10 protein-coding genes are annotated in these 13,456 nt (G+C 64.3%); 7 read left to right on the top strand and 3 right to left on the bottom strand.

Annotation, left to right across the window (positions count from 1 at the left end; genetic code table 11):
* Positions 1–140: 140 nt before the first annotated feature.
* The 6 genes from EPD66_RS20145 (at position 141) to EPD66_RS20120 (ending at position 5,451) form a co-directional block, all read left to right on the top strand.
* Complete coding sequence (locus EPD66_RS20145) at positions 141–857, top strand: GntR family transcriptional regulator (RefSeq protein WP_255448596.1); 717 nt, start codon at positions 141–143, stop codon at positions 855–857.
* A 228-nt stretch (positions 858–1,085) separates the two neighbouring features.
* Positions 1,086–2,129, top strand: coding sequence for a TRAP transporter substrate-binding protein (locus tag EPD66_RS20140; RefSeq protein WP_142850317.1), 1,044 nt, complete (start codon positions 1,086–1,088; stop codon positions 2,127–2,129).
* A gap of 84 nt (positions 2,130–2,213) precedes the next feature.
* Positions 2,214–2,807 (top strand): TRAP transporter small permease subunit, encoded by a 594-nt coding sequence (locus EPD66_RS20135; protein WP_142850316.1) that lies wholly within the window; start codon positions 2,214–2,216, stop codon positions 2,805–2,807.
* Positions 2,804–4,111 carry a TRAP transporter large permease gene (locus tag EPD66_RS20130; RefSeq protein ID WP_142850315.1) on the top strand — a complete coding sequence of 436 codons (1,308 nt, stop codon included), beginning with the start codon at positions 2,804–2,806 and terminating at the stop codon, positions 4,109–4,111. The genes EPD66_RS20135 and EPD66_RS20130 overlap by 4 nt, the downstream gene beginning before the upstream one ends.
* Positions 4,112–4,238: 127 nt before the next feature.
* Complete coding sequence (locus tag EPD66_RS20125; RefSeq protein WP_142850314.1) at positions 4,239–5,102, top strand: pirin family protein; 864 nt, start codon at positions 4,239–4,241, stop codon at positions 5,100–5,102.
* 124 nt (positions 5,103–5,226) lie between these two features.
* Complete coding sequence (locus tag EPD66_RS20120; protein WP_142850313.1) at positions 5,227–5,451, top strand: DUF1127 domain-containing protein; 225 nt, start codon at positions 5,227–5,229, stop codon at positions 5,449–5,451.
* Between the two features lie 14 nt (positions 5,452–5,465).
* Here the strand turns inward: EPD66_RS20120 and EPD66_RS20115 are convergent, their stop codons facing one another.
* Positions 5,466–6,146: an OmpA family protein gene (locus tag EPD66_RS20115; protein ID WP_142850312.1), complete on the bottom strand. Its 681-nt coding sequence runs from the start codon at positions 6,144–6,146 to the stop codon at positions 5,466–5,468.
* Positions 6,147–6,149: 3 nt separating this feature from the next.
* Positions 6,150–6,953, bottom strand: coding sequence for a motility protein A (locus EPD66_RS20110; protein WP_142850311.1), 804 nt, complete (start codon positions 6,951–6,953; stop codon positions 6,150–6,152).
* Between the two features lie 227 nt (positions 6,954–7,180).
* On the opposite strand from EPD66_RS20110, the gene EPD66_RS20105 reads away from it, so the two are divergent.
* Positions 7,181–10,333: an EAL domain-containing protein gene (locus EPD66_RS20105; protein WP_142850310.1), complete on the top strand. Its 3,153-nt coding sequence runs from the start codon at positions 7,181–7,183 to the stop codon at positions 10,331–10,333.
* Positions 10,334–10,346: 13 nt separating this feature from the next.
* Here the strand turns inward: EPD66_RS20105 and EPD66_RS20100 are convergent, their stop codons facing one another.
* Positions 10,347–13,049 (bottom strand): bifunctional acetate--CoA ligase family protein/GNAT family N-acetyltransferase, encoded by a 2,703-nt coding sequence (locus EPD66_RS20100; RefSeq protein WP_142850309.1) that lies wholly within the window; start codon positions 13,047–13,049, stop codon positions 10,347–10,349.
* Positions 13,050–13,456: the final 407 nt, after the last annotated feature.

Here is a 13,456-nt window from a genome sequence, read left to right as displayed (position 1 = left end):
GCCTTGGTGTAGGTGCAAAAATTGAATTCTGCATTCATAATTCGGTTCTGTCGAACTTTGAATTCTGCATGCATATCTTGAGCCAAGCCCCTATGTTGGGTTAGGGATGCGCTTCCAAGGCAATCAAGAGAAAGGGTGGGGTGGTGGTAACGAACGCTGGAGTTTTGGGCAGGGCGGCTGAAAAGCAGGCGGCGGCGAAGATCAAGCGCGCCACCCTTCACGACGAGGTGGTGTCGCGGCTTCGGAGCATGGTCCTGGAAGGCGAACTGCCGCCCGGCGCCAAGATTCCCGAACAGCAGATCTGCGCCCTTTTCGGCATCTCGCGCACGCCCCTGCGCGAGGCTCTGAAGGTGCTGGCCTCCGAAGGGCTGATCGAGCTGCGCCCCAATCGCGGCAGCGCCGTCGCCATGGTCGATCCCGCCGAGACGGCGGCTCTGTTCGAGGTGAAGGGCGCGCTGGAGGAACTGGCGGGCCGCTTGGTCTGTGCTCGCATCAGCGACGAGGAAATCGCCGAGCTGGAGGCGCTGCATGCCCGCATGGTCGAGCAGCACCGGGCCGAGAACCGTGCCGCCTATTTCGAGAGCAACCAGCTTTTCCACCGCCGCCTGGTCGAACTCAGCCGCAATCCCGTCCTGTCGGCCACCTATGACGGCTTTAGCACCCGCATCCTGCGGGTACGCTATGCGGCCAATTACAATCATGACCGCTGGGACGAATCCGTCGCCGAACACGAGGAAATTCTCGCCGCCCTGCGTCGCCGCGACGGCGAGGATCTGGCGCGGAAACTGGCCGAGCATAACCGCCTAACCGGCGAGGCCATCATGGGCCATGTCGGTGGTGGGAGCGACCGGCGCTAGGATTATCCGGCAAGCGGCGGAGGATGGGGGCCCTTCTCGGACGGACGAGGAGGGCCTTTTCTATTCCGACATGATTTGTACGTGAACATTTCTTAGGCAAACGCTCATCCGCTAGCCTTTCGGATTAGGCGTTCGTATTTTCCTGCCAGCATTCCTGCCACGTCTCTTTTTGGCCCGATGATTGCATCATGAATTATGCATTCATTTTCGGCTATGGAGAGCTTGGCCATGAAATTTCCTTTGACGATCGCTGCGGCTGCGACGGCTGTCACTCTTGCCGCCGGTCCCGTCTTGGCAGATGTTCCGCTGCGGGTCGCGGGCAATTTTTCCCAGAATGCCAAGCATGTGGCCATCGAGCAGGAATTCTTCGCCAACTTGGCCCAGACCTCGGGCGTGCCGGTCACCACCAGCTACAATCCCATGGATGTGGTGGGCGTGAAGGCGCCGGATGCCCTGCGCATGCTGCGCTCCGGTTCCTTCGACGTGATGTCGGTGCAGGTCGGGATGGCCTCGCGCGACGATCCCTTCTTCGAGGGCATCGACCTGATCGGCGTGTCCACCGACATGGATTCCCTGCGCCAGGCGGTCGATGCCTATCGCGAGGCCTTCGACGAGCGCCTGCAAAGCAAGTTCAACGCCAAGGTCCTGACCCTGTGGCCCTTCGGCCCGCAGGTCTTCTTCTGCAACCAGCCCATTTCCAGCCTCGACGATATGAAGGGGCTGAAGGTGCGTAGCTTCACGCCGTCCATGTCGGCCATGCTGGAATATCTGGGCGCCACGCCGGTCACCCTGCAGTTCAGCGAGGTCTATCCGGCCTTGCAGCGCGGCGTGGCGTCTTGCGGCGTGACCTCGCCGACCTCGGCCAATAGCGGCAACTGGCCGGAAGTGACCACCCATCTGCTGCCGCTGTCGGTGTCCGGCTCGGTGCAGGGGCACTTCATCAACCTGAACACCTGGAACAAGTTCAGCGAAGAGCAGAAGGCCGCCCTGGAAGCCAGCATGAAGGAACTGGAAGACCGGATGTGGGACATGGCGGTGAATGCCACCGGCGATGCCCTGGCCTGCAATACGGGCGCCGACGACTGCGCCGATCACAAGAAGTTCGGCATGACGCTGGTCGATATCTCTGACGCCGACCGCCAGAAGATCAAGGAAGCCACCCTGGCCGCCGTCCTGCCCTTGTGGAAGCAGGCCTGCAATGCCGTCGATCCCTCCTGCACGGCGACCTGGAACCAGACGGTGGGCGCCGTCGCGGGCCTGACCATCGACTAAGCATCCTGCGGAAGCCATCGGGCCCGGCGGCAGGCTGCCGGGCTCTTTTCCGTTACGTTCAAGCGGTTGTAGCCGGAGATGCTCATGCCGGAAAATCCCCTTAGCCGTCGGCTGACACCGGTCGCGCGCTTTCTTTCCCTGCTGGCGGGCTATGGCATCCTTGCCCTGTCGGTCCTGATCGGCGCCGAAGTCCTGTTGCGGCGCTTCTTCAACGTATCGCTGCAAGGGGCTGACGAATATGGCGGTTATGCCCTGGCCATCCTTGCCGCCTTCGGCTTCAGCCTGACCCTGCTGGAGCGGGGGCATACACGTATCGAGATCGTGATCGGCCGCCTGGGTCAGGGCGGCCGGGCTTTGCTCAACTGGCTGTCGGCCCTGTCCATGGCGGCCATGGCCGCCTTCGCCGCCTGGCGGGCGGTGACGACGCTGCTGGAAAGCATCGACTATGGCAGCCTGTCGGGTACGCCGCTGATGACGCCCTTGTGGGTGCCCCAGCTGTTCTGGGCGGGCGGCATGCTGTTCTTCGCCCTGGTGGCCGGTCTGCTGGCCGTGCAGGCGAGCTGGCTGCTGGCCGCCGACCGGCGCAGCCTGAATGCCTGGCATGGCATCAAGACCCTGAGCGAAGAGATTGAGGAAGAACAGCAGACCTTGGGTCTGCGCGGGGAGGTGTTGCGATGATCGGCGCGGGAGCGGCCTTTTCCGGCTTCTTCATCATGCTCGGCCTGATGATGGCCGGAATTCCGGTGGCGGTGTCGTTGTTCCTGGTGGCCGGTTTGGGGGCGGGGCTCTATCTCGGCCTGCCCACCTTGCTGATCTTCGGCAATCAGACCTGGAGCATGCTCAACGATTTCGTCCTGACGGCGATTCCTCTGTTCATCCTGCTGGGCGAGATCCTGCTGCGCAGCGGCATCACCGACCGCATGTACCAAGCCCTGGCCGATTGGATGGGGCGCTGGCCGGGCGGGCTTTTGCATACCAATATCGCCGCCAGCGGCCTGTTTTCCTCGGTCTCGGGCTCGTCGGTGGCGACGGCGGCGACTATCGGCACGGTGGCCCTGCCGGCGCTTGAACGTCACGGCTACAACCGCCAGCTCACCCTGGGCACGGTGGCCGCCGGGGCGACCTTGGGCATCTTGATCCCGCCCAGCATCAACATGATCATCTACGGCTCGATGTCGAACACCTCGATCGGGCAGCTTTTCGTTGCCGGTATCGTGCCCGGCCTGCTGCTGATGGCGCTGTTCATGGGCTTCATCGCCATCGTCTGCATGATCTATCCGCATTGGGGCGGCAGGGTCGAGGAGGTGGCGCCCCTGCGCGAGCGTCTGGCTCGGCTGGCGGACCTGCTGCCGCCGCTCTTCATTTTCGCCCTGGTCATGGGCAGCATCTATTTCGGCTGGGCGACGCCCACGGAATCGGCGGCTCTGGGCGTGCTGGGGGCTTTCGCCCTGGCCTTGCTGCGACGCCGCTTGAGCATCGTCATGCTGCATGAAGCCCTGCTGTCGACGGTGCGCATCACCAGCATGATCCTGCTGATCATGATCGCCGCCAGCTTCCTGAACTTCACCATCGGCATCATGGGCATCCCCCAGACCATCACCCGTCTGGTGGCCGAGATCGGGGCGACCCAGCTTCAGGTCCTGCTGCTGCTGGTGCTGTTCTACCTGATCCTGGGCTGCTTCCTGGAAACGCTGTCGATGATGATCGCCACCATTCCCGTGGTGATGCCCATCGTCGCCTTCTTCGGCATCGACCCGGTGTGGTTCGGGGTCTTCCTGGTGATCCTGATGGAGGTCTCGCTGATCACGCCGCCGCTGGGCATGAACCTCTATATCGTCCAGGGGGTGAGGCCCAAGGGCGGCTCGATCATGGATGTCATCTGGGGTTCGCTGCCCTTCGCCATGATCCTGCTGCTGCTGGTGGGGCTGCTGATCGCCATCCCCGATTTGGCGCTATGGCTGCCGCGCCTGATGTTCGGCTGACGATGCCGGCCCGCCCGAAAAAGGCGGGCCGGTTCGTTTTTGGCCGGAATGTGCGCAGATCGGTTCTGGACGATTCGGCGGCGCGGCTGTTAGGGATGGCGGGAGGACAGACGAGGGAGAGACCGGCATGAGCAGCAGAACCATCCGAAGACAGCATCCTGCCCTGCGCGACGATATCGGCGACCTGATCACGCGCAGGCCGCTTCCCGGTCCCGGACTGGACCAGATCGACCCCTTCCTCTTTCTCAATCACCACGGGCCGCAGGTCTATCCGCCGGGAAACGGGGGGCTACCTTTCGGCCCGCACCCCCATCGCGGTTTCGAGACCGTGACCTTCATCCTGGATGGGGAACTGGCGCATAAGGACAGTGGCGGCCATGAAAGCATCATCAAGGCGGGCGGCATCCAGTGGATGACGGCCGGGCGCGGGCTGGTCCATGCCGAGCTTTCGCCAGCCTCCTTCATGGAAAGGGGAGGGGCGCTGGAAATCCTGCAGCTCTGGGTGAACCTGCCGAGCCGCCTGAAGATGGTTCAGCCGCGCTATGTCGGGCTTCAGCAGGCGCAGATTCCCGCCTTGCCGAGCGCGGACGGGCGGGTGACGGTGAACCTGATTTCCGGCGAATGGGAGGGACGGACGGGACCGGTCGAGTCGCTGACCGGGATCGCCATGATGACCCTGTCCTTCCAGCCTGGAGGCCGTATCCTGCTGCCCGCCCCTGTCGGGCGGAACGTCTTCCTCTATGTGGTGCGGGGGGAAATCTCCGTCGCCGGAGAGGCGGCCAAGCCCCATCATCTCGTCGAAATGAACGAGGATGGCGAAAGCGTGGAGATCGTCGCTCAGGACGCGGCCATGGTGCTGTTCGGCCATGCCGAGCCCCTCGGCGAGCCGGTGGTCGCCCACGGTCCCTTCGTCATGAACAGCCGGGAAGAGATCCTTCAAGCCATCCGGGACTATCAGGCCGGGAAATTCGGGGACGAGACGGTTCTCTAGAAAACCACCTGTCTGCCGATCCATGCATTCGCGGAATTGCTGCAATGCAACATCAGCGCTGCCGCAGACCGGGGGAAAAGGGCATCTCTAAAAGCAAGCCTGACTGCTTTGATAGGAGATGACCATGGCCGCCTTGTATGCCTTCGTGGATGGTTTCGGCAGCTTTTTCAGCCGCCTGGAAAAAGGGCTGAACGAGTTCATGGACAGCATGTCCGAAGGGATGGCCGCCTATCGCCGTTATCAGGGCCTGTCGGCCATGAGCGATACCGCCCTTGCCAAGCATGGCTTGAACCGTGGCGACCTGGCGCGGGAGGCGATGTTCCCCTCCCGCCGGTCGCTCGAGGTCTGATCCCCGGCCGCTGCTCAGCGGGGATAGACCCGCACCAGGATGCGGCGGTTGATTTCCTGGTTGGCGGGTAAGGGATTGCCGTTCATGTCGCGGTTCGGCACTTTCGGAGAGGTTTCCGCGAAGCCGATGGCCTTGATGCGGGTCGGGTCCAGCCCGACTTCCAGGAAGGCGCGCACGGCGGCGGAGGCCCGGGCCGAGGACAATTCCCAATTGGACGGGAAGCGCGGCGTGTTGATGTGCATGTCGTCGCTATGCCCCTGTACCTCGATCTGGAAGCCCGAGAATTTTGGGTCCGAGATGGTGGCAGCGATCTGACGCAGGACCGGGACGGCTTCTGCGCGCAGATCGGCCGAGCCGGAATCGAAGAAGGTCGAACTGGGGATTTCCAGCGTCAGGCCTTGGGAATCGTTGCCGATTTCCACAAGATCCTCTGCCTTCAGAGCGCGCACGGTATCGATGATGTCGATGCGCAGGATCTCGATCGGCTGCAAGACGTCGCGGCGGCCGATATCCTTGGCCATGCCGGCCTGCACCTTCTCGAACATCACCATGTCGATCTTCGAGATCGATGCCAGCAGCACGAAGAAGGCCAGGATCAGGGTGATGGCATCGGCATAGGTGATCAGCCAATCCTCTTCCTGGGGGGGAGCCTTCCGGGCGTTCTGGAAGGGATTGAGACCTTTGCCGAAGAACATGATCTACTTGCCCCGCTTCATCTGCCGGTCGATGTCGAAATGCAGTGAGGGGTCGAGATAGCTGTTCATCTTGTCCTGGATGTAGCGCGGCGATTTGCGCTCAGCCAGCAAGGCCAGCCCCTCGGCTACCAGATAATTCCGGAAACGCACGATTTCCTCGCGCTGCTGCACCTTGGCCGAAGCCGGGATCAGGATCAGGCGGGCGAACAGCACCCCGTAGAGGGTGGTGATCAGCGCCACCGCCATGCCCGGCCCCAGCTTGCTGGGATCGCTTCCCATATTGTCGAGCATGATGATCAGGCCGACCAGGGTGCCGATCATGCCGAAGGCGGGCGCCGTGGCGGCCATGTGCCGCAGGATGTCGGCCGGAACGGTATTGCGCTGGAACGTGCTTTCGATGGTATTGGCGAGGATCTGGCGCACTTCCTCGCCGGTATAGCCGGTGATCACCAGATTGACACCGAAGGACAGGAACTTGTCCTGGCCTTTCAGCTTGCCCGCATCGGCCTCCAAGGCCGGCAGGCCGCCCTTCTGCGTGAGATAGCCCCAGCGAATGACGCGCCCGACCTCGTTGGTGAGGATCGCCCGGCCGATCTTGTGGGCGAAAAGGATGGATTGCAGGATCCGCAAGGCCTGCATCACATAACGTGGTTCGAAGGCGATGAAGGTCGCGGCGAAGGTGCCGCCGATGACCATGACGAAGCTGGGCGCATTGAGGAAAATCCACCAATTGTCGGAGCTGAGCATGATGGAGCCCAGGAACAAACCGACGCCCGCGAGGAAACCTAGGATGGTGGAAAACGACATGCGGCGCTCTATTCGATGTCACACTTTCGATGGCGCGGCTGCGCCAAAGGGTGGGTCATACTGTGACATTTTGTAGCCCGGGGCAACACAGAAGGGATATGCCCCCGGCCCTTGGTCCAGTGGGAGGGGCGGCAGGGCGGCAGAGCCCTCGTTTGGAACCACTGTACGGTTTCGCGTGAAGGACCATCTTCCTGATCAGTCATTCTGGTGCCGGGATAGGTTCGTTGATGCAATTTTCCATGCCCAGTGCTGTCCTGGGGGCGACCCTGGGGACCCTTGTGCTCGCCACGGCCCTGTTCCTGCTGGCGCGCATGCCGGGGGCGGCGCGCGGCCTGCGGCTGTTTGCCTTGGCTTCGGCCGTCAATGCCGTGCGTTTCCTGGTCCTGCTGGGCCAGCCGCTGGCGGGGCTGCCGGTGGTGGTCTTCCTGTCGGAAAGCCTGCATGTCCTGGCGTCGATCCTGCTTGTCGGCGGCACGGCGGCCTTCCTGGGGCGGCGCTTTCCCTGGCCGCTGGGAGCCGGGGTGGCGGTGCTGACGGTGGGTTGGGTCGGCTTCGCCAGCTGGGCCTACGAAGATTTCTTCCTGCTCAGCCTGCCGGTCTCGGTGCTGGCTTCGGCCTCGATGATGGGAGCGGCCTGGGCCTTCCTGCGGCAATGGCGGCGTGACGGGGACGGCGGCTATCTGTTCGTGGCCGGTGTGCTGGCCGTTTGGGGGCTGCACAAGCTGGATTATCCCTGGCTGGCCGGATACGACTGGTTCGCGCCGCTGGGCTTCATGCTGTCCGAAGGGTTGAGCATGATCCTGGCCGTGGCGCTGATCGTCCTCGCCTTGCACCGCGTGCGGGCCGAGGCCGCGCTGGTCGCCGCCTCCCGCCGGCATTTCCTGGCGCTGATGGACAATCTGGCCGATGGCGTCGTCGCCGTCGGGCCGGACGGAAGGGTACGGGCCGTCAACAAAGCCGCCGAGCGCATCTTCGGCTGGCGCGCCGAGGACTTGCTGGGCCGTCCCGCCAGCACGGTGCTGCCCGATCCCGAGCGGCCCGGCCACGCCGCCGGAATCTGCGACGGGCCGGTGACGGTGGCGGGGCGCGGACTGGAAGTCGCCGCCCGGCATAAGGATGGACGGCTGCTGCCGGCCGACCTGATGCTCAGCGATCTGCCGGTGGAGGGGCAGAGCCTGCGCGTGGTGATGGTCCGTGACTTGTCGGGGCGCCGCTTGAACGATGCCTTCGAGGCCATGGTCAATGAAATGAACCAGCGGGTCCTCCAGGCGCAGAACATCGAAACCATCCTGCAATTCCTCTGCGACCGGCTGGTCCTGCTCTATGGCTTTCCCCTGGTCTGGATCGCCACGCGCGAGCGCGACGGCAGCCTGACCCTGATGGCGCAGGCCGGCGAGGATGCCGAACCCGGGGAAGAGACGAGGCCCGGGGACGACCCCAATCTCGGCCCGGCGGCCGAAGCCGTGCGGCAGGAACAGACGGTTGTCGCAGCCACCGATTCCCCTCGCTTCGCCACCGCTCTGGAGGAAGCGCGGAGCCGGGGCTATGCGGTGACGGCGGCCCTGCCGCTCCAGGCCCATCGCCGCGTGGTGGGGGTGTTGAGCGTCTTCGCCCGCGATACGCTGGAACCGAACCAGATGCGCCGCCTGGAGGCGCTGTCCATGCGCCTGGGCATCGCCTTGCAGATCGCGCTGGACCAGCGCCGCCTGCGCCTGCAAGGGGCGGCGATGGCGGCGGCGGCCAATGCCATCTTCATCACCGACGATGAAGGGCGGATCGAATGGGTCAACCGTGCCTTTACCCGCCTGTCGGGCTATCCCGCCGATGAGGCCGTGGGACAGACGCCGCGCATCCTGAAATCCGGCGTCCAGAGCGGCGAGGATTACGAGGAATTCTGGCGGACCATCCGGGCCGGCAGCGTGTGGCGTGGGGAAATGGTCGAACGGCGCAAGGACGGCAGCTACTATACAGTGGACCAGACGGTCACGCCGATGCGCGATCCCGACGGCCGTATCGCCCATTACGTGGTGGTCCATGAAGACATCACCGAGCGCAAGCGGGCGGAAGAGCGCATTCGCTATCTGTCCCATTACGATTCGCTGACCGCCTTGCCCAACCGCCTGCTGTTCCGCGACCGTTTGCAGCAGGCGGTGGCCCGGGCACGGGCAGGCAAGGGCAAGCTCGCGGTGCTGTTCATAGACCTCGAGAATTTCAGCCGCATCAACGACACCCTGGGCCATGATTACGGCGACCGGCTGCTGACCGTCATCGTCGACCGCATCACCGACGTGGCGCGCAGTGCCGATACCATCGCCCGTGTCGGCGGAGACGAATTCGCCGTGGTCCAGACAGACCTGACCCATGCCGAATCCGTCGCCGTGCTGGCCCAGAAGATCATCCAGGCCATCTGCCGCCCGGTCGACCTGGACGGCCACGACGCGCAGGTCAGCGCCGGGATCGGCATCAGCATCTTTCCCGACGATGCCGAAGACCCCGAGCAGCTGGTCAAGAATGCCGACATGGCGATGTATCGCGCGGTGCGCGAGATGCCGCAAAGCTTCCAGTTCTTCTCACAGGAAATGAATACCGAGACCCAGGCGCGCCTGGACATGGAACGCGATTTGCGCCGGGCCCTGGGACGGCAGGAATTGCTGCTGCACTACCAGCCCCAGGTGGATGCGCTCACCGGCCGCATCACCAGCATGGAAGCCCTGGTGCGCTGGCGCCATCCCAAGGCCGGCATGATCTCGCCGGGGCGTTTCATCCCTATCGCCGAGGATAGCGGCCTGATCGTGCCCTTGGGCGACTGGACGCTGCGCGAGGCCTGCCGGCAGCTCCGCGCCTGGCTGGACGAAGGCCTGCCGGTGGTGCGGGTGGGGGTCAATTTCTCGGCGCTGCAATTGCGCCAGCCCGATCCGGTCGGCATGGTCCACCAGATCCTGGAGGAAACCTGGGTGCCACCCCAGCTCGTCGAGCTGGAACTGACGGAAAGCGCGGTGATGACCGATGCCGAGGAGGCGGCGAAGCTGCTCAACGACTTCTCGGAACTGGGCATCCAGCTTGCCATCGACGATTTCGGCACGGGCTATTCCTCGCTCAGCTACCTGAAGCGCTTTCCCGTGGACAAGCTCAAGATCGACCAGTCCTTCGTGCGCGAACTGCCCAGGAACCAGAACGATGCCGGGATCGCCCGGGCCATCATCTCGCTGGGCCATACACTGGGGCTGAAGGTGGTGTCGGAAGGGGTGGAGACGGCGGAGCAGTGCCGGTATCTGGAGGATGCGGGATGCGACCTGTTCCAGGGCTATTTCTTCACCCAGCCGATTCCCGCCCCCGAGGCCATGCGCCTGCTGCGAGAGCAGCCCTTCGAGCGGCACTAAGGGCAGGGGTGCGTCAGGCGGCGCGGCTGGCGGGGTTGAGGGAGAGGGCGACTTCGACGACGTCGCGTTCCACATGGCGGCCGCGCTGGAAGCCCAGGCTTTCCACCAGGCGCAGCATGCGGGTGTTGTCCAGCAACACTTGGCCGACCATGGTCTGGGTGCCGCGGCTACGGCAGTAATCGATCATCTTGGCCAGCATCTTGCGGCCCAAGCCCTGGGCCTTGATGTCCGAGCGCACGACGATGGCGAATTCGCTGCGCTCGTTGTCGGGATCGGTGACGGTCCGCACCACGGCCACGGTTTCGGGTATCTTGCCGGGCTCGATCGTCTCGGCGATGAAGGCCATTTCGCGGTCGTAATCGATCTGGGTCAGCCGCGCCATCTCGGAATGGGGCAGTTCGTGCACCAAGCCGAAGAAGCGGAAGCGGATATCCTCGGGCGTCAGCTTCGAGACGAAGACATGGTGGTTCGGCTCGTCCTCGGGACGGATGGGACGGATCAGCACGCGGCTGCCGTCGGGGAGTTGAATCTGCTCCTCCAGCTCCTTGGGATAGGGCCGGATGGCGAGGCGGTCGGCGGCCTTGCCGATGGCGGGGGCGATATGGATGCGCGCATCCAGCGCCAGCACGCCCTTGGCATCGGCGAACAGCGGATTGATGTGCAGCGAGACGATCTCGGGGATGTCGGTGGCGATCTGGGCGACCTGCATCAGGGCCAGGGAGATGGCGTCCATGTCGGCCCCCGCCCGGTCCCCGAAGCCCTGGAGACGACGATGGATGCGCGTGCGGGTGATCATTTCGCGCGCCAGGTTCATGTTCAACGGCGGCAGGCCCACGGCGCTGTCGTCGATCACCTCGACCGCCGTGCCGCCTTCACCGAAAAGCACCACCGGGCCGAAGACCGGATCGGTGACGAAACCCGCCACCAGTTCCTGGGCGCCCGGGCGGCGGGCCATTTCCTGAACGCTGAAGCCGGTGATATGCGCCTCGGGGAAGAGGCGCGCCACGCGGTCGAGCATGGCATGAGCGGCCTTTTCCACCTCGAAGGCACCCTGAAGATTCAGCATCACCCCGCCCACATCCGATTTGTGGGGCAGGTCGGGGGACAGGATCTTCAGCGCCACCGGTCGATCCATCGCCTTTGCCATGCGTCCGGCATCCGCGGGCGTGCGCGCGACATGGGTCTCTACGGTGGGGATGCCGTAGGCGGCGAGAATGGCCTTGGCCTCGGGATCGCTGAGCACGTCCTGTCCGGCCGCCAGGGCATGCTCGACCACCAGCCGGGCGGCGACGGTGGCCGGGGTGAATTCCGACGGCGCCGAGGCCGGGGTCTCCATCAGCAATTCCTGGTTCCGGCGATAGCGTACCAGATGCAGGAAGGCCCGCACCGCGCTGCCCGGAGTCTCGTAGCTGGGAATGCCAGCCTCGGCGAAGAGTCTGCGCGCGGCGGCCACTTCGGCGGCGCCGATCCAGCAGGTGCTGACATTGGCCTGCCGCTTGCTGCGCAGCAGGTCGACGATGGCTTGCGCGACCTCGGTGCTGGAGGCGATGGCGGTGGGGGCATGCATGCACAGCACGGAATCCACTTCGGGCGCATCCAGCAGCACTTGCAGCGCATCGGCATAGCGGCTGCCCGGGGCGTCGGGCAGGATGTCCACCGGATTGCCGCCGGACCAGCGCCCGCAAGGCAGCACCGCTTCCAGCTTCGCGATGGTTTCGGGCGTCAGCTCCGCCAACTGGCCGCCCTGGTCGATCAGATCGTCCGTCGCCATGACGCCGATGCCGCCGCCATTGGTCAGGATGGCCAGGCGCTCGCCCTTGAGGGGGCGCGACCGCGCCAGCGTCTCCACCGCGTCGAACAATTCGTCGATGTCGCGCACGCGCAGGATGCCGGCGCGGCTGATGGCGGCATCATAGACGGCGTCCGATCCGGCCAGGGCGCCGGTATGGAAGGCGGCGGCGCGGGCGGATTCGGCGACGCGCCCGGCCTTGATCGCCAGGACCGGTTTGTTGCGGGCGGCGGCGCGGGCGGCGGACATGAAATTGCGCCGCTCATGGATGCTTTCGATATAGAGCAGGATGGCGCGCGTCGAGGGATCGCTGCCCAGATAGTCCAGCACGTCCCCGAAATCCAGGTCCACCGCATCGCCCAGCGAGATGAAATGCGAGAAACCGATGCCCTTGGGCTTGGCCCAGTCCAGCACGGCGGTGCACAGCGCGCCCGATTGCGAGACGAAGGCGATCTTGCCCGGCATGGCGCCCTGATGGGCGAAGCTGGCGTTCAAGCCGATGCCCGGCACCATGAGGCCTAGGCAGTTAGGGCCGAGCAGGCGCATTCCGTAGCGGCGCGCGACCTCCATCATGGCCGCCAACAGTACTTCGCCGTTCTCGCCGCCCTGCGGACCCATGCCGCCGGCCAGGACTGCCGCGGCCTTCGTGCCGCGCTGCCCCAGGCTGTCGAGAATGGCCGGTACCGTCGGGGCAGGGGTGCAGATGACCGCGAGGTCCGGCGTCATCGGCAGGGAGGCCACATCCGGATAGGCCAGTACGCCCGCTACCGAATCGCGCTTGGGATTGACCGGCATGATGGGACCGGAAAACCCTCCTTGCAGCAGGTTGCGCATCACCACCGCCCCCACGGCCATGGGGCGGGCTGTGGCGCCGATCACGGCGACGGAGCCGGGGCGAAAGAGATGTTTCAGGTTACGAATACTCATGGGGCCTCGCTTGCCGGGTCGGCATCCGCCATGGACGCCCCCGAGGAACCATCTTTCCTCACCCACCGTGTCAGGATAGGAAGAAATTTGTGCAGTGCAACAAAAACTATGTTGCCACTGTTCTTTCTTGCAGGGAGAGGGGCCCGGGAAGCGACGGACGCCCCTTGGACTATGTGGAAAGTGGCACCACTTTGAGCCAAATGGTCAGGGCAAAAGGAGGATTCGTGCATTGCCGGAGAGCAGCGTGAGCAAAGCTTAAAATAAGGGCAGGAAAGGATTATGCCGGCGCGAGGGCGGGGAAAAAGGGACGTAAGTCTTACTTCCCTCGTATGATATTTACTCAAAAATTGGAAGTTTTTTATCGTTCTGTAACTTAGTGTGCGTTGCACAAAACTCACGCCTTCGAT

Origin of the sequence: Telmatospirillum sp. J64-1 (assembly GCF_006980715.1) — a bacterium.
Classification (GTDB): Bacteria; Pseudomonadota; Alphaproteobacteria; order Rhodospirillales; family Magnetospirillaceae; genus Oleiliquidispirillum; species Oleiliquidispirillum nitrogeniifigens.
Note: the sequence above shows the minus strand (reverse complement) of the source record. Positions and strands in the feature narration are given on the sequence as shown.

Coding starts and splice junctions, on each gene's coding strand:
- EPD66_RS20140 (WP_142850317.1), top strand. CDS start 1,086: ATGAAATTTCCTTTGACGATCGCTGCGGCTGCGACGGCTGTCACTCTT.
- EPD66_RS20135 (WP_142850316.1), top strand. CDS start 2,214: ATGCCGGAAAATCCCCTTAGCCGTCGGCTGACACCGGTCGCGCGCTTT.
- EPD66_RS20130 (WP_142850315.1), top strand. CDS start 2,804: ATGATCGGCGCGGGAGCGGCCTTTTCCGGCTTCTTCATCATGCTCGGC.
- EPD66_RS20125 (WP_142850314.1), top strand. CDS start 4,239: ATGAGCAGCAGAACCATCCGAAGACAGCATCCTGCCCTGCGCGACGAT.
- EPD66_RS20120 (WP_142850313.1), top strand. CDS start 5,227: ATGGCCGCCTTGTATGCCTTCGTGGATGGTTTCGGCAGCTTTTTCAGC.
- EPD66_RS20115 (WP_142850312.1), bottom strand. CDS start 6,146: ATGTTCTTCGGCAAAGGTCTCAATCCCTTCCAGAACGCCCGGAAGGCT.
- EPD66_RS20110 (WP_142850311.1), bottom strand. CDS start 6,953: ATGTCGTTTTCCACCATCCTAGGTTTCCTCGCGGGCGTCGGTTTGTTC.
- EPD66_RS20105 (WP_142850310.1), top strand. CDS start 7,181: ATGCAATTTTCCATGCCCAGTGCTGTCCTGGGGGCGACCCTGGGGACC.
- EPD66_RS20100 (WP_142850309.1), bottom strand. CDS start 13,049: ATGAGTATTCGTAACCTGAAACATCTCTTTCGCCCCGGCTCCGTCGCC.